Here is a 26288-nt window from a genome sequence, read left to right on the forward strand (position 1 = left end):
AGGACTCCGTATAGCGTACAATTCGCTGTGGCGCAAGTTATTGATTTGTATGATATATTTATACCGTAGTTAAGCGGAGGGAGATATGACGATCAGAGAACGCCGTTTGGCTGCCTTGGTAGAGGCTGAGGCATCACTCCGGCTTGCGGGACTTGAGCTGAGTCCGGCCAATTCCGATCTTTTTACCGCCTGGGTCGAAGGCCGACTGAGCGGGGATGCTGTACGCAACGAGCTCATCGCCCGGTCCTTGGTCCTACGAACAACTGAAAAGCGTTTCGAATAGATCGTCAATTAGATCTCACCTCTGGCGCTTGGAGACACTTCAAAAGGGATGTCATCGGCATTCTGTGTTATCAACATAACCTCACGTCCAAACGCGTGAGGTAGGCCAATCTCGTAGAACACGTTCGGGTTACGACCTGAGCAGTCACAAATGACCACCGAAGCCCCATCGATGAGCCCGACGACATCCTGAATAACCGCGTTTGCATCCCAAATATCGTCGGCCCTGAGGCATTCCATCCCGATTGAGCTGGCGATCTCCTGAGGTTTTGCGTAGACCGGAGCAAGCCGGGAACGACGTCCCCGCCGATTTTGAGTAGCGCCCCAGTTTGGAGTCCAATTCCTTACCCCCAGGAGATTGGACGTGAAAAAGCGTTTTACCGAAGAGCAGATCATCGGCTTCCTGTGCGAAGCCGAGGCCGGCGTGGCAATCAAGGACCTATGCCGGCGGCATGGCTTCAGTGAGGCCTCGTACTACCTGTGGCGCAGCAAGTTCGGCGGGATGAGCGTACCCGATGCCAAACGGCTCAAGGACCTTGAGGCCGAGAACGCGCGGCTGAAGAAGTTGCTGGCCGAGCAACTATTCGAGAACGACCTGATCAAGGATGCGCTTCGAAAAAAGTGGTGAGCGCACCGGCGCGTCGTACGCTGGTGCGCGAGTGGATCGGGCGTGGCGCCAGCGAGCGTCGTGCCTTGGCAGCGATCGGCATGAGCGCCAGTGCGCTGCGCTGTTGCCCGCGCGAAGACCGCAATGGCGAACTGCGCGAGCGCATCGGTGCGTTGGCGCATCGCCATCGCTGCTATGGCGTGGGAATGATCTATCTCAAACTGCGACAAGAAGGACGCATCGTGAACTACAAGCGTGTGGAGCGGTGGTACCGCGAACAGCAGCTACAGGTCCGACGGCGCAAAAGCAAGAAGGTGTCAACAGGCGAGCGTCAGCTGCTGCTGCGGCCATCGCAGGCCAACCAGGTGTGGTCAATGGACTTCGTGTTCGACCGCACTGCCGAAGGGCGGGTAATCAAGTGTCTGGTGATCGTGGGCGATGCAACCCACGAAGCGGTCACCATCGAGGTGGAGCGCGCGATCTCCGGGCACGGGGTGACACGCGTGCTGGATCGGTTGGCACACAGTCGCGGCTTGCCGAAGGTGATCCTCACTGACAACGACAAGGAATTTTGCGGCAGGGCGATGGTCGCCTGGGCGCATGCCCGTGGTGTGCAGCTACGGCTCATCCAACCAGGCAAACCGAACCAGAACGCCTACGTCGAATCCTTCAACGGCCGACAGCGCGACGAATGCCTCAACGAGCACTGGTTCCCGACGTTACTGCACGCGCGCACCGAAATCGAACGCTGGCGACGTGAATACAACGAAGAACGACCCAAGAAAGCGATTGGCGGCATGACGCCGGCTGCTTATGCCCAACATCTGGCAAACACCGATATCATCAGCCCCTGACTCTAAGCCAAGTCGTTACTCAGGGCGGTGGGACGTCGGTGAAGACTCATCGCCCACGAGGCGGTCGCATGCGGCAGGGGCATTTTCCGAATTCCCCTACGTGCACTGACCGCGGAGGCGTGCGCCTAGACCGGTGCCCTTAGTCAAACCAGCGTTTCCACCAGGGTCGTGGAGCCTCGGCCTTGGCTTGCCGGGAACGCTGTGTGCTGGTCGGTAGCGACGCGGGTGCAGGCTGGACCGGGCCTCTCCCGCCATCCCCATAGAAGGCAGCCCGTTGGCGTTTATCTTCGGCTCGGACAGCTTCCACTTCCTGCCGCGACATCTCATATGACCATCTCACTCTGCCGCTTTCGAGCCAGTAGTGGGACTTACATGGGAAGGCGTGGTTGCCGATGGAAGGGGAGAGACTCACGGAACGGCCGTCGAAGATGAGCTTCCAGTGGATGGGCGCCAATGGGGTCACAACTTTTCGACTGCAGCCGCAAGCGCAACGGTGCACGGCGACCGCGTGTTCGATCGAGACATAGAGAACCCGCTCATCCGGCTCTTTGGGGATGACGTCCACAAATCGGTGTGGGAATGCGGGGTTCATAGTGGTCCCGGCTTGTTGCCGACCTGGTTAAGGGCTGTGTTGTAGGTGCCTTCCGTTTCCGAACGATCATCAGAAAACATGCCAATCAAGCGCTTCCAGCGCAGAACGGCCATTGCGGCATTGAGTGCGTTCAGTTCGATGATTTGAACGTTAGACCGGTAGATGTCGTCCTCGCGATCGACTAGTGGCATCAAGCGAGCCGCCTCATCGCGGTTGGCCGGGGTGCTGACGGTGGTTCGAATAGTGCCCCACAGCTTTTGCTCTTCCTCTGAAACGTTCATGCCCATGCCGCAGTCGATCACGACAGTGCTAGTACTTCTAAGATGGTCAAGGATCAACGCCCGAGCCTGTCCGCGATCGATACACAAAAAAACGTAGTCAAACTGAGAGAGCTCGTGGACGTTTGCTTCGTGGATCATTTCGGCGTGAGGCACCACTCCGCGACGGAGGTTGCTGTAAAGCTCGGCATACCACTCCACCTTATGGAGATGCCGACCCAACGCTTCGGCTGGAACCGCTCCCGGGGCGCGGAAAGCGTTGTGTTGGTGCAGTTGGTCACCGTCAAAAAGGTGAATCTCGGGCAGATAGGTAGGGGCAAGTAGGTCAAGGACATACCCGCCCGTCCCCCCGAGGCCGACGATGGCTACACTGATCTGGGAAGCGCGCTCATTGATGGCTAAGATTCCTGCTCGAGTTGAAGCCGTGTCGGAGTAAACGAACGGAGTCGTATCGTCGCCCCAGGTGGCGACCTTCCATGTTCGAGCATCTACTGAAGGATCAATGATCTTTGCTTGACCCGAGATCACATCCACATACGTCTTCACCTTGACGTAGTAGTCCTCATAATCGATCCAGTTACGGTTCTTGTCCTTACGCTTGTGAGAAAAATGGTGCTGCGCTGACACGCCATTGCCCAAGGGAAAATCGCCAGAGCTGTGCTGGACGGGCGCAAAGACGCTCCCGTCCGCAAAGCAGGGGTGATCACCGATGAAGTGCATCTGATGGGAACCAGGCCTACCGACGATGTCAGGGCTCGCCATCGAAAGCTCAGACACGAGTGTGCCGTAGCCAATCTGTGCGTCCGCATTGACATAGGGCACGGCGTGGACGAGCAAGAGTCCAGGTCGGAACTCAAGCTCGTAGCCTTCCTGGACGAGCCTGGCCAGGGCTGGATTACGACTTGTCAGATGGTGTGACATAAAATTTCATCCCCTCCTTGATCCGAACGGATTGGCCAGCTGACAAGGTGCCCTCGGGATTTTGGTGCGGCCCCCCCGTGTAGTCGATGGTGTAAACGATCTCCTCGGCAGGGTTCGCATCCGGGAAGCCCAGTTTGACGACGTCCCAATACGCCAAGCGGGGGCGGGACACGGTCTCGGAGGAACCGTTGACGAAGATGTTGAAGGTCACCTCCCTCAGGTAGAAGCGCTCAACGCCTGGCAAGGTCAGGTCGACCAGATCTTCGTCCAAGACGAGCAAATCGGCTTGGCTGCGCAGGTCTTGCCAGATGAACAGATCAGGCTCATCGCGTCCTGCTAGCGCACGAAGCGTTGCTCCGGAAATGCGTCCTGCACCCCAATCCAGCGTTCGGTCGTCCACTAGCAGACGGAAGGACCGGTCGTTTTTAAACACCAAGAAGCGGGCCGCGCGATTCGAGCGGATATCGGTGGTCTCTTCGGGGTTGATTTCCTCCAGGAGCCCACTTGCCAGCATCTGGTAGACCAGGTGTTCAACCCGCTCCCTGATACCTGCAGCGGCCAGGATCTGACTGCCCGTCAGGATCGGATCCGTCACGACGATGGAGCGGAATTGGAGCGCATCGTCACCAACTTGGATGCGCCAAGGCCCCTCGTGGCTCACTGCACGTCCTGCCATCACTACGCGTTCAATGTCTTCTTCAACAGTCGGTTCAATGGTCATGTCACGTCTCCCGGGAGCAAAGGGCCCCGTTGAGCACATGCTGCGGAACGCATGCGTAGTTTGTCAAGCACTCATAGCATGCTTGACGGATCAAGCGTCGGCAGCTACAATACAATGCCCTGCACGATTAGGAGGACCAAGTGGCCCTGACTCTTGGCCAATACTTAGGTTCGATCCGACTTGATCGGAAAATGTCACTACGACAGGTCGAGGAGGCGACGAACAAAGAAATTTCCAACGCCTATATAAGCCAGTTGGAGAATGGTCGCATTACTGCTCCAAGTCCCAATGTTCTACACACGCTTGCAGAAGCCTACGGTGTTGACTACATCACTTTGATGCAACTGGCTGGTTATCTGCCTGCCGCCAGTGAGCGCCCCGATCAGGCACGTCACGGTCGAGCGGCAACCTTTGCCGAGCATAACTTAAGCAAGGATGAGGAAGTCGAGCTTCTCGACTACCTACAATTTCTCAGGACGAAGAAACGAACATGAAGCCCGATGACAGTTCGCTTGATCCAGCTGACCTTGTTGTTGTTGAAGGTCGTGCGAAACAGTTCCTTGATCGAGCGGATGCATGGGGCGTTTTTCCCACGCCGGTAGATACCCTAATGGAGGCGGCGAAGCTCCAAGTCGCCCCAAAAAGTGCCTTCGACCCTGCAGTATTCCTTGCTTACGTTAAGCAGAAGACTCAACAAGCTGCAGAGACATTGAAGCGCGCAATTGGCAAGGTATTCGGTCTTTATGACTCCACGGAGGGGGTTGTTCATATCGACTACGGAGTTGGACCCACGAAGCAGACCTTCTTGAAGCTTCATGAAGCCGGGCACCATGAGATGCCCACGCACAAGACAGTGTTCAAGTTGTTCCAGGACTGCGAGCGAACGCTCGCGCCTGAAATTGCAGACCGCTTCGAGCGCGAAGCCAACAATTTTGCACGCTTCGTGCTCTTCCAGGGCGATGCGTTCCGCAACGCTGCTGCGGATCATAAGATGGGCATCCGCGCTCCGATCGACCTCGCCAAGCGCTTTGGCTCGTCCAACTACGCTGCGGCGCGCGAGTTTGCGCGCACTCACCATGCACCCTGCGTCGTGTATGTCCTCAATCCACTGGAACTCGGTGACTCGGGCGGATTCAAAGCGGAAGTGAGAAGGATTGAGCCTTCTCCCACTTTTCTAGTCAAATTCGGTCGACCTTCTGATCGTGTTATCGACCAGAAGCACCCGCTCGCAAGCTTGATTCCCATTGGAAAGCGTATGACAGCTCCACGAGATTTCGTCTACGCAGATAGAAACGGGATCAAGCATCAATGCATTGGGGAAGGGTTTGACACAAAGCACAACATATTTTTGCTGATTTATCCCGAGGCTGAGTTGCCAACGACCCTGTTGTTCTTATCGAAGTGAGTCTTGGCGCCCCATCTCGCGCTGTAGCGAATGTTCGCAAGCCCAGTGCTGGTGAAGGTCGGAATCGGAGATTGTCGAAAGACGAGGAGCGGCGCCTACGCAAGGCTGTCGCGTCGCATTCCAATCCGATGCCCCACTGGATATTTGACCTAGCCTGGAGTCAGGAATGCGGTCATCCAAAATCACATGACTCACGAAGGGTAAAACCGGCCTGCACCGTCGGACCGCTCGATTGAGCAAAACCAAGAGCGATAGCGCAAGAGCTGCCATATTTGCCACCGCAAGAAACTCATTCGTCGCAACGTCAATGCCGGGCTGGAATCACGGCTATAGAGTGGGACGTGGGGAATTTCAACTTCAATGAAAAAAATTAATGGATTCTGGAATGATTGAAGAATTGACTTTTCGGGCAATGCAGTTTTGGCGTTCAGTAGACGATGCGAAAGTGACATCGACTCAGAGGCACGACGATCGCTACCTGCGATCTTGCCTCCTGATTTACTTCATCGTTGCTTGGGATGCGTTGCCCACCAAGGAGGAGCGAGAACGAAGAGAGGGCCTTTTGGATAGGCTAGCTGACAAGGATGTGGAAGAATTCAAGCATCGCTTTCACTCGCTCGTCCGAGATTTTGATATTTTCGCGGAGACCCCTGATCTCCGTGGAGCATCTGAGTTAGTATCAAAGGAATTGTTCGATCGCATCTATATTCAAATGCGCGACGTCAGTGATCAGGCTACCCATGCTGTCTTCTTTGACTACCGCCTTCAACAGTTGATCGCCGCAGGAAAATGGAACGACCCCCGCCACACGAGATTTTCGACGGTTCTATCGAATGCGCTTTCGCTAAAAAGTGACCTGATGGTCGACGCGTTTTGTTCATCGGGCGAACTCTTCTCTACTGGCGAACGAGAGCGTTGGCGTCGGCACGGCGTCGATTACGCGCTCATACAAAATCTCGGCGACTTCGTGGCTGAAAGGCGAATGCGTCTGGCCATTTACGGATGGCGAGGCGAGTTGAGGAAGTTCTCAATACAGCCGGCTTACCTTACGCCTCGAGGAAGTACATTTCTCCACATTGACCCTCCGGCAGGGAGGACTCGTCGCTTAAGCTTTCCCCGTCATGTAGAAATAATCGAAGAGCAGGTAGAGACCTCGCTTGAGATGCTTCGACTTCTACTTGAAGAGCGCTTGAGATTCGGAGGTATGGCTGTCGTCTCCGGTGCCGAACGAGTGCAGCCGAGAAAGACAGTCGAAGGTATACGAGCCAGGCTGGTTGAGACTGGCCAGCTTGTAGCTGTCATCGACTTTCCTCCAGTGCCTGGCGCAAAGGTCAGGACGGCGAGGTCTGCCTGGGTAATCGATAGCAGAGGGGAGAGCCGACCTGGTGGCGTGTTAATGGTTAGCCTTCGCTCGCTTGGCAAGATACGCGATGTCCGAGAGTTCGGGATCGCGGCTGAGTTCGCAGGTCGGGTGGTGAATGCCTTCGTTGGTGGAGATCAGCTCTCGTCCCGGTGGGCTACTCTCGACATGGGGGATGCCGCTGAAGACTTGCAGCTTCTGTTCCGTCGTGAATTCTCCAGTGGCTATCGCGATGTTCCTGGTCTATGTCGCGTTATTAGCCGGGATGAGCTTGGGCGAAACGGATGGAAGCTCGATGCTTCTCTACATGTAAATAGTCCGCAGCAACCTTCATTCTTGTCTGGAATAGACGGAGACCCAATTCTCGAGATCTTGATCAAGAAAAATCCGCGGGCGCGGGTCGTCTACGTCATCGGAAACAACGGTGAGGGAAAGAGCTTGCTACTTAGAGAGCTTGCCAACTCTATGAACGATCGTGACCGACATGTTGTCGGGATAGCATTTGGCATGAGCGATCGGTTTCCACTTGTTGCTGGTGAGGAAGGGTTTGAAAGGTTTGTCTACCAGGGTGATCGGAAGTCAAGGAGTGTAGCGAGACCCCAGAAGTTGGCAGCTGATATGTGCCGAAGAATCATCGATATCTACTGCGATCCACATCGCCTCTCAGCGTTTACCGAAGGACTAAGACTGCTCCAGTTCGGTATGAATCCATTCATTCTGCCATTCGGCAATGGCACGTTGGCAGACGACCTGGCGGTCACCGAGCTGACTAATGATTTTGAGGAGAACCGGCGGATTGCCAAGAGATACTACAACTCTCAGGCTCAGGCAGCCTTTGTGAGGCGTGCGCCCAAGGGGAAGATCACGCCATTTGCCGATCTAAGTTCGGGAGAACAGCAGGTCGTGGCATTGATGGTGAAGTTCATCGCATCGGCCGAGAAGGGTGGCCTTATCCTGATCGATGAGCCGGAGACTAGCCTTCATGTCAGTTGGCAGCTACTGCTTCCTGGGCTACTTAGGCGCCTCGCTGAACACTTTGTCTGTGATGTGGTTGTTGCGACGCACTCACCGTTACTACTATCGAGAACCACATCGGAGGACGACTGCTTTTCTGCAGAGAGGCGACGTCTAACGGTAATTGCTCCGTACGAACTGAGATCCGTTGAGCGAATTTTGTTTGCAGCTTTCGGGACATACACGACGAATAATCGACTGATACACGAGAAATGTGCGTCCCTAGTCGCAGCGGCAATGAAGGTAGCAAATCTCGAAGGAAGCAATCCCAGGGACCTCGAGCCCATTGTTAGCGAACTTGCCAGTATTCGACGAACGATACGGGAATTCAAAGATATAGATGGACAAGAAGAGTTCAATCGGGACATGGAGCTCATTGATAAAACTCGCGCAGCGATTGCTCAGATCCGATCTTGGCAGGAGCCCAATGTGCCTGCTTTGGAGGGTGATGGGAAATGAGGGGGCTTCCGGACAATCGAGATCGCGCTGGTGAGCAGGATGCCTTTCTGACTGTCTGCCACGAAAGGGTTCGCAGGCGCGTTCCGGCCGCTGCGATCCTCGAGTCATATGGGTTCACCGACGCGACTAGGGCGGTGAACAATGATCGGTGGGGCGAGTTCTATGGCAGTACATGGCCAAGCGAATTTGGTGACATAAAAGGCGCAGATATTTTTTCCGCTCTTCGGAAACACCTCGCTGGACTCCAGAATCATAGATGTTGCTACTGCGCGCAGCGGCTCATGGGTAACGCGTACGCGCGACCGTTGGAGCACGTGTTGGCTCGGGTGCACTATCCAAGATTCTCCGTTCATTTCTGGAATATCGCTGTTTCCTGTGAACGTTGTAATCGATTAAAAGGAACCAAGGACGCAGCTGCGCTTCCTAGAGATCTTGTGGACTATCCATCAGCACTGGAATTCACGACGCAGTTTCATCCACGGATTCATAGGCTCGCGGAGCACGTAAAAATTGCCCTCATAGGAACGAATGAGTGGCGATACACGCTATATCACGGGGAAACTATACAAGGTAGAAATCTCGTGGATGAGGTCTTGTTGAACGCTGCCAAGGAGGAGGCGCTCGAGGCAATGGATCCGAGCATTTCCGGACCTGTTGCTGAGGTTCGTGCGCTTCTTGAGGCTCATGACGAGCGTGCTCACGATAAGATCGATGCACTACTTGTCGCTATCCACTCGGCTGCGGAAGGGCTTGCGGCAGCGTAGAAGCAAATAGTGACCAGTCGAAGCGTAAGATTTAGCTTACTAGATAGGTTCGGGCGAGAAGAAGTGTGAGGCTCGTGACGGTAATCGGAGCTTGAGGCGACTCGGCTCCTTATTGAGGACTCCCGGGTTCTAGCCAGCTTCTACGGACGATGGAATTAAGAGTCCAAAGGCTTGATCCTTTGCACCAAGGCTTCGCTGGATGATCGGGTTGTGGAAATGCTCGACGTAGTCGAACACATCGGCCTTGGCTTGGGCCAGTGTCAGGTAGCGTCAGCCTCACAGCAGTCGCCAGTGAAATGGTAACGACCAAAAATGCAATGGAAAGCCACAGCTTCGCGTGTGCCCCGTTGGCCGGAAAAGCATTGCGATCCCCTAGGTAACCTCTGACCAAGCACGGCAGATGCGCAACACTATTGCTATAGAGTGGAGACTCATCCATGCAACTGGCGTTCGGTGACGCTGAGGGCCTGGGCGAGCGCAAGCAGACCCGGCGCGAGATCTTTCTGGCCGAGATGGAGCAGGTCGTTCCGTGGCAGCGACTGCTCGGCCTGATCGCGCCGCACTATCCGATATCGGGGCGCCATGGTCGGCAGCCGTACGCACTGGCGACGATGTTGCGGATTCATCTGCTGCAGCAGTGGTATGCGTTGAGCGATCCGGCGATGGAAGAAGCGCTGCACTAGATTCCGACCTTACGGCGCTTGCCCAGCTCGGTGGCTTGGACGACAGCCCCGACGAAACCACGATTCTCAAATTTCGACGTCTGCTGGAGACCCATGGCCTAGCCGGGTGGATGCTGGAAGCGGTTAACGCGCATTTGGCGCGCAAGGGCCAGAGCCTGCGGTCAGGCACGATCGTCGATGCGACGCTGATCGCTGCGCCCAGCTCGACCAAGAATGCCGACAACGCGCGCGACCCTGAGATGCATCAGGCCAGAAAGGGCGATCAGTGGTACTTCGGGATGAAGGCGCACATCGGCGTGGATGAGTTTTCCGGGTTCGTGCACCACGTCCATTGCAAAGCCGCCAATGTCGCCGATGTCACGGTGACGCACACGTTGCTGCATGGCAAAGAAGACAGCGTGTCCGGCGACAGCGGCTATACCGGCGCGGAAAAGCGCGACGAACTGCAGGACTGTGAAGCAGCATTCTTTATCGCCGCCAGGCCCTCGAGGATCCAAGCCATCGGCAACAAGCGCGAGCGTGCTCGGGAACAGCGTTGGTAGCACTTCAAGGCCAGCGTGCGCGGGAAGGTGGAGCATTCATTCCGGGTGATCAAGTGCCAGTTCGGCTACACCAACGTCCGCTATCTCGGCCTGGCCAAGAACACGGAACAGGTGCTGACCTTGTTTGCGTTGTCAAACCTGTGGATGAAGCGAAAGCAGTTACTGCCTGCGATAGGAAGCGTGCGCCTGTGATCCGTGGAATTCCCACGAAAGCGCCAGAAATGGCGCAACTCCGAAGATCCAAACGCGACTCTCCAGAACAATTCGACATCCCGCACTCTCAGGCCTCTTTATTCAGACCCTCCCTAGGCAAGATGGTCAGGCGTGTGGGTAGGTCCTCGGCGGACAACTTATGCTTTTGAACTGCGGACAACTTATGCTTGCAGGAACATTTTTGATCGCGTCCCGCACTGCCGACGCCGATACGTGCGGTGATGTCGCCATAGATTCAAAGCTGATGGAGCAGAGCCTAGCCGGAGACGGATCTGCAGAGGCGCTTCGTGGCCGGCACGCCACTAGCCCGCATGCGTCTTGGGTTCCTCGGTCTTTGTTATCAAACGAGCACGACCGCACTCGCGGTCCGCAGGGCGCTATGATCGGGGCTGCTTCCCTGGCCCTCGACTATGCTCATTGCACCGTATCCGAAGAATGAGCAGGCGCGCCTTCGCCTCCTGCGTCAGCTCGATATCCTGGACACAGCGGCAGAAGAGGTCTTTGACGAGATCACGCGCGAGCTGGCCGAGAAATTGCAGGTGTCCACTGCATTGATTTCTCTGGTGGACGCAGACCGGCAATGGTTCAAATCCAGAGTCGGTCTCGATGTCTGCGAAACATCGCGGGACATGTCGTTTTGCGCGCATGCCGTGGGTGCGGGTGAGCCGCTGTTTGTGCGTGACGCCTTGACCGATGTTCGATTCAAGGACAACCCGCTCGTCCAAGGGCCTCCCTACATTCGCTTCTATGCAGGGATACCGCTACGCAGCGAAAACGGTCTGGTCGTGGGAACCCTCTGCGCCCTCGACGCCCAGCCAAAAGAGCTGAATGAGGACGAGCTGCGGTTGATGAATCAGCTGGCGGAAAAGGCAAGCCATTATGTCTTTAGCCGTTTGAAGAGCGATCTGTCATCGAACCAGGAAGCGGATGCGAAGCAGATAGGCTTCGACTTCTCGCCAATCGCCATGGCAGTGTTCGGTGCCGATGAGGCGCTGGTCGCTGTCAACGCAGCGTGTTGCGACTTATTGGGAATGACTAAGGCGGCGTTGCTTGCTTCTTCCGCCAACGCACTCTGGAAAGGCGATTCCGACGAACGCTTAAGCTTGAAAACGCGCGCCCACGATGGCGGTGTCCTTCCCGTCACCTTGAACGCGGGCAGCTTCTCGGGCAAGCGGGTATGGCTGCAGGTGGTGACGAATGCGCAAACCGCACCGTCTTTTGTTGCACTTCTCTTTCCAGAAAACGTGGGTGCGTCGTGGTCGAAACTCTAGGCTTTGCGCGTTTCGGGTTAGGCCGCCTCTTCGGATTCAGATTCCTTTCCTGTCGACAAGTAGATGCATGAGCGACACACCTCATAGAGCGGGAAACGCATGGTAGTTCCCTTCAATTGGCAACGCGTTATTCTAAGATCTGTTCCCTATTTTGCGGCGGCAATGATCCTGTTGATGGTCGGTACCAATGCCTACCAGACATGGGCGGGATACCGTTCCGCATTGGACGCGGCCCGTAGCACAACTGAGAATCTTGCCCACTCCGTGGGGCAACATGCGGATGATGCAATCAAGGACGCTGACATACTCTCCATGAGCGTGGTGGAGCGAATTGAAGGCGACGGATTCGAGAACATCGACAGGAATCGGCTGCATCTTCTCTTTCAGCGTCAGGTACGCAGCCTTCCGCAATTGCACGGAATCTTCGTTCACGACGAAAAGGGTAACTGGATAGTCACCGACAAGGACAAAATACCTGCGTCAGCCAACAATGCTGACAGGGAATATTTCCACTATCACAAGGCGCATGCGGGTGAGCGTGTGCACGTCGGGCCTGTGATTACGAGTCGTTCGACCGGCGAGCTGATCATTCCGGTGTCCAGGCGAATCAATGACAAGGATGGAAGCTTCGGCGGGGTTTTTCTAGTGACTCTCCGCGTGCAGTACTTCAGTAGGTTCTATGCCGATTTCAGAATGGACGAACAAGGTGTGATCGTTCTCGCAGATCAAAACGGAACCATCATGGTGCGTCATCCATTCGACACGAATATGATTGGCAGAAGTATCGCCAAGGGGGATATCTTTTCGAAGTACCTGCCGCATGCATCGCGGGGCGTGCACATGGTGGTTGCGATCACTGACAAGGTAGAGCGTATGTATGGCTACGAACGCCTCAATCGCTATCCGCTTGTCGTACTGGCCGGCAAGTCAAAGCGCGCAATTCTTGCGTCGTGGTACGCGGGTTTGTATGGCTCATTGATCATGCTCTGTCTGATCCTTCCGATTCCAGTCCTCTTTGCCACTCTCATTTCGCGCCAGATAAAGACAACGCTGAAAGTCGAAGATGAGCTGCGACTGGCGTATGCCGCAGTGGAAGCCATTGCCATGCAGGACAGCTTGACCGGTCTGGCGAACCGCAGGCAGCTTGATGTGGTGTTGCCTGCCGAGATCAAGCGCGCAAAGCGAACATCGCAACCGCTCGGCGTGATCATGGTCGATATCGATTATTTCAAGCGATACAACGACTATTATGGCCACCCTGCAGGCGACCTCTGCATCAAGGCAATCGCCAATGTGTTGAAGAACCACACGCGTCGCGCTGGCAATCTCGCTGCCAGGTATGGTGGAGAAGAGCTCACTGTGTTGCTTCCCTCATGCGACCAAGCTGCGGTGCTGGCAGCGGCCGAGCGCATTGTGGAGAGTATTCGTGGGCTGCAGATTGCGCATGACGACAGTCCGGAGGGCTACGTTACCGTCAGCGTCGGGGCATATAGCTATAGCGCGTTCAACAAGGAGGTCGATGCAAGCGGGCTATTAAAATGCGCCGACGATGCGCTTTACGCGGCAAAGCAGAGTGGACGCAATCGCGCTCGCTTGAGTGCGTAGCCAACGCGTGCTGCAACTGGGCTCAACCGCTCAGGACTGGGTGCTAGGAATCTGCACTCCGCACGCTATTTTTGCGGCGCTGGAAAAACGAGGCTAGGTGGCTCTGCGCCAACGCCTTCCGGCGGGAGTCAAATAAAAAGAAAGCACCTAGCGTATTGGGCGATAAGGCAAATTATGGGACTCGGCTTTTCGCTTTGCCCAGCGAGGTCAGTGCGTGAACTTGTGCAGTAAGCCCGAAAACAGCGCAAGTTCCTCTTCACGCCAGCCTTCCAATCTCGAATAGAACGCGGTTGCTTTCACCGCTGCGGCTGATTCGACACGAGCGGCACCCTCAGGCGTGAGCGCGTAAAGGGTTCCTCGCCCGTCCAGTGGATCTGCTGATGACGTCACCAGGCCTCGATCGCATAACGCCTTGGTTAACCGGCTGATTGCGCTTTTGTCCATCTCCAGCCGCTGCACGAGCTGAGAGGCGCTAGCGCTACCTTGAAGCGAGATGACTACTGCGACGCGATAGGCGGCTGGTTGCATGTCCGGGTCAAATGCAGCAGAGGACGCAGCCATGACCGCACGGGACGTGGCCAGCAACACATTCAATTCTTCGCCGATCTGTCTGACCAGCTTTTCGCGCTTAGCCACGGTACTGCCTCACTAGTTGCGTTTCATCAACTACCTGTATAGTTGACATGAAGCAACTATAGCCGAGGGCTGCGATATGTCTAGTAGACCGATAATCCTCATCACCGGAGCGACGAACGGCACTGGCTTGCTGGCTGCCATTGAACTTGCCCGCAGAGGCGCCGACCTTATTCTGACAGCACGCACCGCCGTGAAGGCTGATGCGGCGAGGTCGGCGATCCTGGCCGCAGCGCCAAAGACGAAGATCGATATCTATGACGTCGACTTCGGTGACCTGGCATCGGTGGCAGCTTGCGGTGCGGTGATCGCGCAGCGTCATCCGCGCATCGATGTCATGGTCAACAATGCGGGAGTTCACGCATTCAAGCCACGTGTCACCAAGGACGGTTTCACTGAAATGATCGCGGTCAACTATTTCGCGGCCTGGCTGCTCACAGACACTCTTAGGGAGACCATCGTCAGGTCAGCGCCATCCCGGATCATTAACGTAGGGTCGGAGGCCTCCCGGCAAAGCGGGGGAGTCGACATCGATCGTGACCTGACAGACATCGCCGGGTTCTCCGCCCGCGGCTCGTCCAAGATCTATGGGCGAAGCAAGTTGCTCGACATCATGTTCTCTCTCGAACTGGCGGAGCAGCTGGCAAACGCGCGCGTCACCGTGAACTGCCTATGTCCGGGATTCAACGTGACCGGGCTTGGACGAGAGTTGGGCGCCTTTTCGGTCGTGTTATCGAAGGTGCTTAATCTGTTCGGGATCGGCGATCCAGCGCGGGGAGCAGTGATGATTGTGAAGTTGGCGACAGATCCAGCCTTCGCGCTGCGCACGGGCGCCTATGTGAAAGGCGACAGGGACATCACGCCCCTTCCTCCTGCAGATAGCATGGAGGCGCGCCACCATTTGTGGGCTGAAACCAAGCGACTGCTGTCCCCATTTTTGCCGTAGCGCCAACGCATTGGATCAGGATTGCCTTGGGGCAGGTATCGCGCTTGGAGAAGCTGACGCAAGCCACGCGATGCTTGTTGCCTGGTCTTGTGGCTCACGAAGGTTGCGAAGAACTGACCTGAAAGTTTCATCGTGCCGGCGCTTGTTCTCGTATCAGTGGATCGCCATCGGTTGTCCCACCAACGCATAGATGATGGGCATCTTTTGTTCGCTCTCGCTTGGATCAGTACGGCGCCGCAGCTACATCGCGCGGCGGTGGTGCGTGAGCCGCAACATCTAGTTGCGACTGTCCAGCCACGCTGGAATGGACGGCGCATCCCGTGAGTCACGCCGCCGGCGGATCAAGCTCGGCTTCAGTCAACCTCGCCCACTTCACGAGCGCTTCGAAGGATGGGCCGAGTGCACGCCCCAGCGCGCTCATGGTGTATTCGACCTTGGGTGGTACCTGGGGATACAGCGTGCGGATCACGATGCCGTCTTCCTCCAGTGCTTTGAGTTGCTGGATGAGCATCTTCTGGGTGACGCCTGGTATCCGGCGTTCCAATTCCGAGAAGCGTAGCGGCCCGCCTGCAGCGAGGAGGTGGACGATGATGGCAATCTTCCATTTGCCTTCAAGGACGCGCAGCGTGCGTGCTGCTGCATCGGCCCATGCGCGCTGCTCCTTGGGGTCCTGACAATGCTGTTCCTGTGCCATGTACTTACCTTCTGGTGGGTACCCCACCGTTCGGTAGGTTCTTGCTGATTCTACTGCAGACCACTAGCGTAGGTGTCCTACATCGAACGCTAGGACTTAACGTGAAAATCGGCATCTTAGGCAGTGGCCACATCGGCAAGACATTGGTCCGCAGGCTTGCTGCGGCAGGACATGACGTGAAGGTCGCCAACTCGCGCGGGCCGGAGACGATCGACAGCGGGACGCTCGCCAACGGTGGCCGTGCGGTCACCGCAGAGGAGGCGATTGTCGATGTTGAGGTGGTCATCCTCTCGATCCCGTTCAAGCATATTCCGGCAGTTGCGCCGCTGCTGTCCTCGATCCCGTCCGAGACGGTTGTGATCGACACGTCCAACTACTATCCGGCACGCGACGGTGAGATTGCGGCAATCGATCAGGGGCAGGTGGAAAGCCTCTGGGTCGCAGAGCAACTTGGCCGCCCGATCGCCAAGGCTTGGAATGCGATTGGCTCGGGATCCTTCGCAGACAAGCACACGCCGGCCGGTGATCCGCAACGCATCGCGATCCCGATCGCGGCCGACCGCGAGCAGGACCGGCGCGTGACCGTGGAACTGGTCAACGACACCGGCCTCGATGCGGTCGATGCCGGCAGCCTGTCCGAATCCTGGCGGCAGCAGCCTGGGAGCCCGGTGTACTGCACCGATCTGACGCGCGAACAGATCCCGCAGGCGCTGGCCGACGCTGACAAGGCGCGCCTGCGCAAGCGGCTGGAGCTGGTGATGGCGGTGATCGTCGAACGGTTTGGCCCCACCGGTTACCCGGATGGCGATTATCTGGTCCGTATCAATCGCGCGGTTTTCATGTAACCCCCGCGTTACTGCGCAAAGACCGTATCGCCTCGGCGATACCGGTCGCGCAATACGATGTGGCTCTCATGGCACAGCTATGCAACCACGCGGTGAGCACGAACGGCTACTGCACAGTCCAGCGGCATTCGCGCATGGGATACGTCTTTTGCTCGTCGCACTCCTGGCACACGCTGCAACTTGAAATCTCCAACTTACTATCATTTTTAGCTTAAATCGTGTTGTTCTGCTAGCGCCGACATTCCTGCTAGCACTATATCCAGACCCATGACCGTCATTCGTTTCCTCTCTTTCTCGTCGGTCTCCTGACTCCCGGCCGCTACGCTCATGCGCAGGATCAATTTGATCTGTTTTTCACCAAATGGCGGCCGAACTTCCCCCGTAGCGATCGCGTGGTTGGCCACCTTCTGATGCAGCGCCTTCGCTTTGCGGTTCAGCGGCTTCAATAGCTCAGTCACCCTGCCTTCGCCCAGGAGCCGCATCGCGCTCACTGCCATATTGGCAACGGCTGTGTTCTGCTCAAGGAACTCACGCAACAGCATGCGACTGTTCCTGCGCTCATCGACGAAGGCAGCCATCCGGTCAAGCTCACTGGTCAGCACCGCGACGATCAACGCTTCTCTGGTCGGAAAGTGGCGGTAGAGCGTCCCACGTCCCAGACCTGCTTCGTTGAGCACCTGCTCAAGAGGTGCTCCACAACCACTGCGTGCGAAGACGTCCGTTGCTGCCACCACCAGCGCTGCCCGATGTTCTTCGGCATCTTTACGCACCAAGCATCTCCAAGTCTTGCGAACGCATGCCCACCATTCCTCATTGCTATCAACTCAAAGCACACACGCCACGTGCACGCACGCTGCTAGCGGCCGGGCCGAGAACACTGGCACCCGGCCGGCCCGATCATTTGACGATTACTCTGACCCGAGCGAGGTTTTGGGCACGGGTATAAGGAGTGGCGTGATCGCCATCCCGCTGTGAAGCAACACGAATGGTAGGGAAATACGTTCCCGGTTGAATGAATTCATACGTTTTTGACACAGTGATCTGGTTGCTGGTTCGGCCCGGCAACGCGGCACTGTCCGGGTAAGTACCCGTGCCGATATCCCATCGCGCTTCGACCAATTGCCCGGCACCGTTGGGAACTTCGACCTGGGCAATCAGCTTGACCGGCTCACCCGGCCGGACCGTTGCCGATGCTTTCCCGTTCGCGGTGAGGTCGACCGTTGGCTGGATGCCGTGTCGGTCGCTCGCCTTTGCGGGCACGACCACTTGGGCCTCGTCCACGGAATACGCGGTGCTCTGCGGCGGAGCCACGCCGTTCTCCACCCAGTTGCTCACGTCCAATAATGCTTGCTGAAGCATGCCGATGTAGCTAATGGTCATTGTCGGATACTCCTGAGCCGTTACGTCGCCATGCAGCGCACGCTCAGAGAACCACAAGCGGAAGCTGTCGTCAGTACGTGCGCCCAAATGCTGCGTGACCTCTTGACGATACCAATCTGCCTGCCAGGGGAATGCCTCGCGGTCCCAGAGCGAGGCGACGGCAATCACTTTGCTCTTGATCTGCCCCGTAGGCAGTGCACCAGCGGTACCTTTGACGAACGCCGGCGCTACCAGGCTCTGTCGTTGCGGATAAATCGGTGTGCCGTCCGGATTGCGGAACTGGTCCCATGCATGGAATTCCGGGCCAGGCACTTGATGGCGGTGATATGTCTGAGCCGCAAGGAAATCGCTGTTATCAACACGAACCTTGTCACCAGCGGCCAGTTTCTCTACAACGGATTTGTCCACGATGCCGAAGACCGCGATGTCCCCCTTGAGCTCGCGCAGTTGGAGACGGCTGCCCTTGACTGCCCCGCTGGTCACAAACAGGTCCCCGCCCAGGAAGTTGGGCGCAGCGATCCTGCGATCCAACTTGATACCAACGAGGCCAACATCCTGACCAGCTAGAAAGGCATTGTCGACGCCACCGTCCGCCTGGCTCTGGACAATGCCCAACTCGCGTGCAGTCTTCGAGTCGAGGAGCGTGGTGATACGGGCCTGCTGCATCAACCGCGCCTCCATGAGTGAGGCGGGGGCCGCTGCACCCAAATAGCCGGATGTCGTCCAGAACTCTTTGAAATAGGCCGGGTCGGCGCTGAGAACGCCCGGGTAGACCGCGGCAAACCCATGGACACCCATGCTCTTGTAGCCAAACCACGACTGCGCGGGGAAGCCCATGCGCGTGACCTCTCTCAACGCGGCGGCCTGCTCGCTATCCAGTCCCGCATAGGGGTCACAACTGCCGCCTACGTCCAACGCGTCGTTGATTTGGGGGAACTTGTCCCACAGTATCCGCATGGCATGGAGTCGAACCGTAAAGACGTTGGGAAGGGCCATGGTCGACCCGATGACGTAAGGCACCGCCCCGTCCCACACCCCGGTTGTGTTCTCGATGGACCCAATCGTCCGATAGCCGCCACCGCTGCCCCCGTAGAGGTAGCCAAACGGCCGCTTCTTGCCTGGATAAGTCTTCATGGCAACGATACGAGAGAACTGCGCGGCGGCGGCATTGGCTCGGTAGGCGGTGATGGTCGCGTCAGAATCGGAAAGAGCTGTCTTTCCCGAGCCACCGCCGTTGGTTTCCACGTAATAGGCGCCCGTGGTCAGTGCGAAAGCCAGCTTGTCCTCCTCTCCCTTCCATCCGCGCTGCGCCAGGTTCTCGCTGTCCGGAGCAGGCGTTACGTGCTGGAAGAAACGACCTTTATAGGACGTTGCTTCCGGGTAATAGAAGGAAAATCGCGTATCGGTGCCATGGAAGCCGCCATGCACGTAACGGTGCCTCAGCGGTGTATCGCGCCACTCGTCTACGTCGATATAGGGCTGCTGAAACGCGGGGTCCGCCTGCCCCGCGTTCAAGGCCACTGCGGGCTCTATCAGATTGGTGTGACTTGCAGGGCCAGTCATGCAGCCAGCCAACGTGGCCAACAACATCGACGTCGCGAGAACGCGAATCGCCGGCCTGCCCTGGAAGGGGTTTCGGGATGACTTCATTGGATTGCTTCCTTCAAGCGAAAAAAAGCGGGGTAACGCGCTCCCCTGTCGGCCTGAAGCATACGGATGAGGATGTGAAAACGGACAGAAATTGTCCGGTTAGTGGTACTTGGTGGGGCGGCTTCCTCATTGCGATCTAGCTGGCATTGATTGTAGAAGCTCGACCACGGCACTCTTGCCTCGCGTTGAACGGGCAGGGATTAGGCGTGTATCTCGCGATCGAGGCAAGACTGCTCATCTGGACCTGATCAATCGGGTGGACATGAAGAGCCACCGGCCGCCAATTGCCGGAGCAGCCTTACCTCAGTTGCTGATAACGCCTAAGTGCGCACTGGCTACCGGCCTGTCTGAAGGCTGAGCTGGAGGAAAGGAGGCAGTCCATCCTCTACGCAGCAAGCCTCTAGCTAGGAAGAAGCCCCAGGGTGGCCGCCCGCATGCGAGCCAAGGCGTAAACGGTGCGCGTGTGAGGTATCGGCGCCCCGACCTGATCGGCCACTGACACAAGCGCTCCCAGAATGGCCTGAATTTCAACGGGTCTGTTCCCCTCGACGTCTTGCAACATCGACGTTTTGACGTTGCCGAGTTTGCGGGTGATTGCAATCCTTTGCTCAGGATCAATCGCTGGCGAAAGCCCCAGCCGTTGCCCGAGATCAAGCAGCTCGCCCATCATGTCGATGAACAACGCATGCAGAAACGGATCATCAATCAGCGCATCGGTCGCAGCACCGACCAGCAGGCTGACAGGGTTGTAGCAGGCATTCCCCAGGAGTTTCAGCCAGATCTCTTCGCGTACATTGTCGTGGGCATGGGCATCAAAACCGGCGCTACGAAAGATCTCGGCGATGGTTTCGATCCGCTCGCTGTCACCGCCCGCTGGCTCGCCAAAAACGAGTCTGCTCCCGGACGCGTGTTTGATCACGCCCGGACTCAGCGCGGTACAGGACGGGAACACGACACAGCCGATGACTGCATCAATCGGAATCGCCCTTTCTATGACACCACCCGGGTCGACAGACTGCAGACGGAAGCCCGAGAGCGCCTGTGTTGATTTCAGGAAATACCACCATGGCAGGCCGTTCAGTGCAGGGATGATCTGCGTCTGTGGGCCAATCAATGCCTTGGCAGCTGCCACAGCCATTGGCAGCGCCGGCGCCTTGACGGCAAATATCACCATGTCTTGAGCGCCAAGCTCTTCGGGCGCGGCTGTGGCCCGCACAGGGGCCGTTATAAGTTCGTCGTGCGTGTAAAGCTTCAACCCATTTGCACGAATCGCTTCAAGCGTTGCGCCACGCGCCACCACGCTGACATCGTGGCCGGCGGCGAACAATTTGCACGCCAGGAATCCTCCGATTGCTCCAGCACCTACGACTGCGATGCGCATGGTTTGCCTTATAGAAAGAAATGTTTAGCCAAACGCCGGAGATAAATCATGCTGAGTTCATGGCTGGATTCGAGATTGGGGATGAAGGAATTCACCTAATTCTGCTGCGCTTGAACTGTCATTAGATCGATTTCCTAAATGGAGACGGCAGCTTACGGCAGGGTAGCGCGTGGTGCGTTCGTTGAACGGCCGGCTTCCGCAGATTGTTCCTCGATAACGCAGGAGGGCCGTAATGGAACTCTCATCAGCTGCCCCTCGGCGTAGCCCTCAGCGCTCGCACAGGATAGAGCGCGTGCGGCCGTTGCGATCGTCGTCCCGGCCACGGCGGGCAAAAGCTCAAGGTTCAAAACTGATGCCACACCTTTGCGCGTGAACTGAAAGCAGTTCTAGTGGACGCATGGGGCCCGCTCCTTACGCTCCACCGCCAACATCAGGCTGAATGGCTGCCGGACCCATATCGATCTCAAAGCGCCGCGACTCTCAAGAATTAGTGATCGCTGCCGTTAGCGACCTCTTCCAGCCCAAACGAGAGGTCGCCATGTTTTTCTCCGACAGTCACAAAGTGGAGACGCTGACCAGGGCGGTTGACGCGACCTTGAAAGGCGGTACGGCGCAGTGGCCTGCGAACGGTTCCGCGCAGTTGCTCAAGATGATGGCAGAGCGGTTGTGTGCGGCCCAGGAGGAGCGTGACCTGGCGAAGGTGCAGGCAGCAGCGGCGGTGACGGCTTTGCAGCAACTGGAAGGTCGCTTTGAATTGGTTGCCAACAGCACGACCGACGGCCTGTGGGATATCGGCGTGATCAATGGTGATCCAAGCCATCTCGATAGCCCGGTGTGGTGGTCGCCGCAGATGCGCGCGCTCCTTGGGTTTTCGTCAGAGCAGGATTTCCCCAATGTGCTGGACAGCTGGGTGGCCTGCCTGCACCCGGACGACAAGCAGCCGACCCTGGACGCATTTGCGGCGCATCTGGCTGACCGTAGTGGCCGCACGCCCTACGACGTTGAGAACCGCCTACGTCTGAAGTCTGGCGAGTACCGCTGGTTCCGCGCCTTCGGCACCACGGAGCGTGATGCTCAGGGCGTGCCGCTACGTGTTGCGGGCTCGCTCACCGATGTGACCGAGCGCCGTGAGCGCGCGCAATTTCTGGATATCACGCTGACACGCTTTGAGCTTGGCTCGCAGATGCTCAGTGATGGTCTGTGGGACATGAGTGTCATTGCTGGTGATCCGATCAATCCGAATAACGAGTTCTGGTGGTCGCAGCAGTTCCGCCACTTGCTGGGTTTTGAATCGGAGCAGGAATTCCCCAATGTGCTGGATAGCTGGGCTTCGCGCCTGCATCCTGATGACAAGGCGCGCTCATTGAACGCGTTTGCGGCGCATCTGAACGACCGCACTGGCCGAACCAATTTCGATATCGAGTACCGCCTGCAGCTCAAGAATGGCCAGTACCGCTGGTTCCGCGCGCGTGGCTTGACCAAGCGCGCGGCCGACGGTACGCCGCTGCGTGCGGTTGGCGCGTTGATGGATGTGGAAGCCGGCCGTCAGCTGGGTGAGGTGGCAAACACGCTCAGCAGTGCGGCGGGCGACATCGTGCGCAGCAACGATGAGCTGGCGCGGCGCACCGAACAGCAGGCAGCGGCGCTGGAAGAAACCGCAAGTTCGATGGAAGAAATGACCAGCACCGTGCGCAAGAACGCCGAGGGCGCACGCCAGGCCAATGCGTTGGCGAGCAGTGCCGCAGAGACGGCGTTGCATGGCGGTGAGCTGGTCAATGGGGTGGTCAGCACGATGGCGGCGATCCAGACGTCATCGCGGAAGATCGGCGAGATCATCACCGTCATCGACGGCATCGCGTTCCAGACCAACATCCTTGCCTTGAATGCGGCGGTCGAAGCCGCGCGTGCCGGCGAGCAGGGGCGTGGCTTTGCAGTGGTGGCCTCCGAAGTGCGTAGCCTTGCGCAGCGCTGCACCACCGCCGCCAAGGAGATCCGCGACCTCATTGCCGATTCCGGTGCGAAGGTGGGCCAGGGAGCGGAGCAGGTCAACGTGGCGGGCAAGGCCATGGAAGACCTGCTGTCTTCGGTGAAGCAGGTCAACGACATCATGAGCGGTATCGCCGCGGCCAGCCACGAGCAAAGCGCCGGGATCGAACAGATCAATCAGACCATCGCCCAGATGGACGCAGCCACGCAGCAAAATTCCGCGTTGGTGGACACGATGGCCTCTTCTGCGCGCGCACTTGAAGACCAAGCAAGCGAGTTGGTGGCAAGCGTGGAGAGCAGTTCCCGCGGCAAGAGTGCAAAGCCCACGCTGGCAATGGTTGCCTGAGGCTTGGCGCATTCACGGCCGCGTTGTTGGTGGGGCCTGTAAGCATCAGCGGTGTTGCGGCATCGTCGTCTGCCGCGTCGGTCTGTGCAGCGACCGGTTACGGGCCCGGGCTGGTGGGTTTGGTCGAAGCGTTGAGCTCCTGATCAGGCCCGCCGCTCGCGCATGCCCCATGGGCGCCAGCTACCGGAAGTCACTATGCCGCCAGGCACTGCTGGATGTCGTGCGTGCGACGTATGCTCAGTCAACGCAGCCCACCGGTTGTGGCAGGTAGGCGCGGCTTTGTGGGCAACCAGCGGGTCTGAGGAAACGACATGCAGCAACGGAATGAGCGCTGGGTGCAATGGGCGGCTGTGCTACTCGCGGTTGTGGTGGCGGCACTGCAGCTTGGTTGGGAACAGGTGCATGGTGGAGTCAAGAGCCATCATCTGCTGAACCGTGCGGACCTGCCGACGATTTCGAACTGGTGGGGTTTGCTGGTGTTGCCAGCGCTGGGGGCGCTGGCTGGCTACGTTGTTGTGCGTCGAGCACGTCGTGCACCGCAGGCGGTGCGGCATGCACTGATGGGAATGAGCGGTGCGCTGGTTGCGGGCGTTGCGCTCTCGGTTGCATTTGTTGCGGGTAGCGAATCTGCGGCGTCGGCGGTGTTCGTGGGCATTCTGGGCGCGAGTGTGGTGGTGCCCGCGTATCGCGCGGAATACGTGTTCGGGTTTGTGCTGGGAATGACGTTCGTGTTCGGCGCGGTACTTCCAACGCTGTTTGGTCTGTTGGTGGTGGCGGTATCTGCACTTGCGTGGCGCGTGCTGTTTCCCTTGGTGATGGGAGTGGTTCGTCTGGCACGGCGGTGACCGTCAGGGCCGCAGTTGCCCAAGCCAAACGCGACAAACAAACGCGCGGGATCGCCCCGCGCGTTTGCGCACATCAATCACATACGTTCACTCACGCCTGCGTGGTGGCTTCGCGCACAAAGTCGGCGTAGCTGCGCAGTGGGCGGCCGAGGAGGGCCTGCAGGCGGTCGACGGTGCCTGCGGCGGCGTGCATGCCGAACTGCTGGATGCCGGCCATCATCAGGCGCATGTCGTAGGCCATCCAGGCCGGGCCGTGCGCGGCGAGCTGGGCTTCGAAGGCGGCCACGTCATCGCCGGCGTAGGCGATCTCGCGGCCCAGTGCGGTGCTCCAGACCTGTGCGGCGTCCGCGCCGGTCAGGGGCTGCGGGCCGACCAGTTCCAGCGTGGTGCGCTCCAGTGCGGCCGGTGCGCGGTCGCGGCGCAGCAGTTCGGCAACGGCGATGTCGGCGATGTCGCGTGCGTCGATCATGGCGATGCCCTTCGCGCCGATCGGCATCGGGTACACGCCGTAGTCGACGATGGTCTGCTGCACCATCGCTTCGTTCTGCATGAAGTAGGCGGGCCGCAGAATGGTGGCGGGCAGGTTGTGGTGTTCGATCATGCGTTCGACCGTGTGTTTGCCGGTGAAGTGCGGCACGTTGGTGAACAGGTCCGCGTGGATCACCGACAGATAGACGATGCGCTCGATGCCGGCCTCCTTGGCCAGGTTCAAGGTGATCAGTGCCTGCGTCACTTCGTCGGGAGTGACGGCGTTTAACAGGAACAGCGTGCGCACCGATTGCAGCGCGGCGCGCAGCGAGGCGACATCGGTGAGGTCGGCAACGACCTCCGTGACGCCGGCCGGGAAGCTGCGCTTGCCCGCCTGGCGAACCAGGGCATGGACGTCGGCGCCGGCAGTGGCCAGGCCTTGCACGATCAGGGAACCAACGGTGCCGGTGGCACCGGTAACGAGAATGCTCATGTGACGCTCCTGCGATGGATGGTGTGGGTGAAGCAAAAGGGGGGATGGATCAGCGGGAAAAATCGGCAACCACCTTGCCGCTGTGCGCGGTGGTGCGGATGCGTTCGATGGCGAGCGGAAGGTCGGCAACGCTCACCACCTCGCCCAGGCGCGCCTGCAACGTGCCCTGTGCGACTTCCAGCGCCAGGCGCTGCAGCAGCGCGGCGTCGGGCTGACTGGTGAACCACAGGCCGCGGTGGCCAGCCGGCGTGTGTGCGGCGATGTCGGGCGCTGCGGTGCTCACGATGGCGCCGCCCGGCGCCAGCACCTGCCAGGAGGCTGCGAGCACGGTGTTGCCGACGTAGTCGAGCACCAGGTCGATGTGGGTGGCGATGTCTTCGAAACGTTGCGCGCGGTAGTCGATGACGTGGTCGGCGCCGAGGCTGCGCACGTAGTCCAGCTGCGTGGCGGATGCGGTGGCGAACACCTGCGCGCCGGCGCGTTTGGCGAACTGCACGGCGTAACTGCCAACACCACCGGCAGCGCCGTGGATGAGGATGCGCTGGCCGGGCTGCACCGGCCCGGCGTGGCGCAGGCTCTGCCATGCGGTCACCGCGGCCACCGGGATCGCGGCGGCGTGCACATCGTCCAGGCCGTCTGGGGTGGGGGCGAGCCTGGCGGCGTCCAGCGCAACGTACTCGGCGTAGGCGCCCAGCCCGCCGACCGCGCCCATGACCCGGTCGCCCACCTGAAAGCGGGTGGTGCCCGGCCCGACCGCCACCACCACACCGGCGAGCTCGGCGCCCAGCACGGCGGGCAATTGCAGCGGAAAGGCATCGCGCACGTAGCCGCTGCGCACCTTCCAGTCGATCGCGTTGACGCCGGCAGCGCCCACCTGCACCAGCACCTGGCCGGGCCCTGCGGTGGGGCGATCGATGGTGGCCAGCTGCGCGGCGGTGGCATCGCCGTAGGCATGGATCAGGACAGCGCGTTGGGTGGTCTGCATGGCGTTGATGCTCGTGCGTTGATTGGGTGACGCCACGGTAGGCTGTTGCGTGATCAATACGAAGA

General features: G+C 58.5%; 19 protein-coding genes and 1 pseudogene. 11 read left to right on the plus strand and 9 right to left on the minus strand.

Translation table 11 applies throughout. The features are described 5' to 3' along the window. The first annotated feature begins 646 nt into the window (after positions 1–646). Positions 647–1743 (plus strand): IS3 family transposase gene (locus tag QRM60_RS15410; RefSeq protein ID WP_285446535.1). Its coding sequence is split into 2 segments (ribosomal slippage): positions 647–905 and positions 905–1743, totalling 1098 coding nucleotides; the frame shifts between segments, so codons are not numbered across the junction. Positions 1744–2331: 588 nt separating this feature from the next. On the opposite strand, the gene QRM60_RS15415 is transcribed toward QRM60_RS15410, so the two are convergent. Next, on the minus strand, positions 2332–3534 hold the full coding sequence (locus QRM60_RS15415; protein ID WP_285446536.1) for a ThiF family adenylyltransferase: 1203 nt from the start codon (positions 3532–3534) through the stop codon (positions 2332–2334). Then, positions 3509–4255: a multiubiquitin domain-containing protein gene (locus tag QRM60_RS15420; RefSeq protein ID WP_285446537.1), complete on the minus strand. Its 747-nt coding sequence runs from the start codon at positions 4253–4255 to the stop codon at positions 3509–3511. Before QRM60_RS15420 ends, QRM60_RS15415 begins: the two co-directional genes overlap by 26 nt. 140 nt (positions 4256–4395) lie before the next feature. On the opposite strand from QRM60_RS15420, the gene QRM60_RS15425 reads away from it, so the two are divergent. The 6 genes and pseudogenes from QRM60_RS15425 (at position 4396) to QRM60_RS15450 (ending at position 13571) form a co-directional block, all read left to right on the plus strand. Then, on the plus strand, positions 4396–4749 hold the full coding sequence (locus QRM60_RS15425) for a helix-turn-helix transcriptional regulator (RefSeq protein ID WP_285446538.1): 354 nt from the start codon (positions 4396–4398) through the stop codon (positions 4747–4749). Continuing rightward, positions 4746–5660: an ImmA/IrrE family metallo-endopeptidase gene (locus QRM60_RS15430; RefSeq protein ID WP_285446539.1), complete on the plus strand. Its 915-nt coding sequence runs from the start codon at positions 4746–4748 to the stop codon at positions 5658–5660. The genes QRM60_RS15425 and QRM60_RS15430 overlap by 4 nt, the downstream gene beginning before the upstream one ends. Before the next feature lie 385 nt (positions 5661–6045). Next, positions 6046–8493 carry an AAA family ATPase gene (locus QRM60_RS15435; protein WP_285446540.1) on the plus strand — a complete coding sequence of 816 codons (2448 nt, stop codon included), beginning with the start codon at positions 6046–6048 and terminating at the stop codon, positions 8491–8493. Between the two features lie 1201 nt (positions 8494–9694). After that, positions 9695–10674, plus strand: a pseudogene (locus QRM60_RS15440) (IS5 family transposase). A gap of 431 nt (positions 10675–11105) precedes the next feature. Then, positions 11106–11966: a GAF domain-containing protein gene (locus QRM60_RS15445; protein WP_042595197.1), complete on the plus strand. Its 861-nt coding sequence runs from the start codon at positions 11106–11108 to the stop codon at positions 11964–11966. 99 nt (positions 11967–12065) lie between these two features. Beyond that, positions 12066–13571, plus strand: coding sequence for a sensor domain-containing diguanylate cyclase (locus tag QRM60_RS15450; protein ID WP_285446541.1), 1506 nt, complete (start codon positions 12066–12068; stop codon positions 13569–13571). Positions 13572–13778: 207 nt separating this feature from the next. On the opposite strand, the gene QRM60_RS15455 is transcribed toward QRM60_RS15450, so the two are convergent. Next, complete coding sequence (locus tag QRM60_RS15455) at positions 13779–14207, minus strand: MarR family transcriptional regulator (protein WP_285446542.1); 429 nt, start codon at positions 14205–14207, stop codon at positions 13779–13781. A gap of 76 nt (positions 14208–14283) precedes the next feature. On the opposite strand from QRM60_RS15455, the gene QRM60_RS15460 reads away from it, so the two are divergent. Then, positions 14284–15150 carry an SDR family NAD(P)-dependent oxidoreductase gene (locus QRM60_RS15460; RefSeq protein ID WP_285446543.1) on the plus strand — a complete coding sequence of 289 codons (867 nt, stop codon included), beginning with the start codon at positions 14284–14286 and terminating at the stop codon, positions 15148–15150. Positions 15151–15475: 325 nt separating this feature from the next. On the opposite strand, the gene QRM60_RS15465 is transcribed toward QRM60_RS15460, so the two are convergent. Next, positions 15476–15844 (minus strand): helix-turn-helix domain-containing protein, encoded by a 369-nt coding sequence (locus tag QRM60_RS15465; RefSeq protein WP_285446544.1) that lies wholly within the window; start codon positions 15842–15844, stop codon positions 15476–15478. 101 nt (positions 15845–15945) lie between these two features. Between QRM60_RS15465 and QRM60_RS15470 the strand changes: the two genes are divergently transcribed. Beyond that, positions 15946–16689: an NAD(P)-binding domain-containing protein gene (locus QRM60_RS15470; protein ID WP_285446545.1), complete on the plus strand. Its 744-nt coding sequence runs from the start codon at positions 15946–15948 to the stop codon at positions 16687–16689. Between the two features lie 206 nt (positions 16690–16895). Here the strand turns inward: QRM60_RS15470 and QRM60_RS15475 are convergent, their stop codons facing one another. From QRM60_RS15475 to QRM60_RS15485, 3 genes are all read right to left on the minus strand, one after another. Beyond that, entirely contained in the window at positions 16896–17459 is a 564-nt protein-coding gene (locus QRM60_RS15475) for a TetR family transcriptional regulator (RefSeq protein WP_285446546.1), read from the minus strand. Between the two features lie 127 nt (positions 17460–17586). Next, the gene (locus QRM60_RS15480) at positions 17587–19719 is read right to left on the minus strand and encodes a hypothetical protein (RefSeq protein WP_285446547.1); all 2133 of its coding nucleotides are present in this window, start codon (positions 19717–19719) and stop codon (positions 17587–17589) included. Positions 19720–20119: 400 nt separating this feature from the next. Next, the gene (locus QRM60_RS15485; RefSeq protein ID WP_285446548.1) at positions 20120–21100 is read right to left on the minus strand and encodes a 2-dehydropantoate 2-reductase; all 981 of its coding nucleotides are present in this window, start codon (positions 21098–21100) and stop codon (positions 20120–20122) included. Positions 21101–21638: 538 nt separating this feature from the next. Between QRM60_RS15485 and QRM60_RS15490 the strand changes: the two genes are divergently transcribed. Both QRM60_RS15490 and QRM60_RS15495 read left to right on the plus strand, forming a co-directional pair. Then, positions 21639–23432: a methyl-accepting chemotaxis protein gene (locus QRM60_RS15490; RefSeq protein WP_115555245.1), complete on the plus strand. Its 1794-nt coding sequence runs from the start codon at positions 21639–21641 to the stop codon at positions 23430–23432. Positions 23433–23743: 311 nt separating this feature from the next. After that, a complete protein-coding gene (locus QRM60_RS15495; RefSeq protein ID WP_193589134.1) occupies positions 23744–24277 on the plus strand; it encodes a hypothetical protein in 534 nt (177 codons plus the stop codon). A 91-nt stretch (positions 24278–24368) separates the two neighbouring features. On the opposite strand, the gene QRM60_RS15500 is transcribed toward QRM60_RS15495, so the two are convergent. Together QRM60_RS15500 and QRM60_RS15505 are read right to left on the minus strand one after the other, a co-directional pair. Continuing rightward, positions 24369–25238, minus strand: a complete 870-nt coding sequence (locus tag QRM60_RS15500; protein ID WP_285446549.1) for an NmrA family NAD(P)-binding protein — start codon at positions 25236–25238, stop codon at positions 24369–24371. 49 nt (positions 25239–25287) lie between these two features. Next, the gene (locus QRM60_RS15505; RefSeq protein ID WP_285446550.1) at positions 25288–26223 is read right to left on the minus strand and encodes an NADP-dependent oxidoreductase; all 936 of its coding nucleotides are present in this window, start codon (positions 26221–26223) and stop codon (positions 25288–25290) included. Between the last annotated feature and the right edge of the window lie 65 nt (positions 26224–26288).

Origin of the sequence: Xanthomonas sp. fls2-241-TYG-148 (assembly GCF_030208815.1) — a bacterium.
GTDB classification, from domain to species: Bacteria; Pseudomonadota; Gammaproteobacteria; order Xanthomonadales; family Xanthomonadaceae; genus Xanthomonas; species Xanthomonas campestris.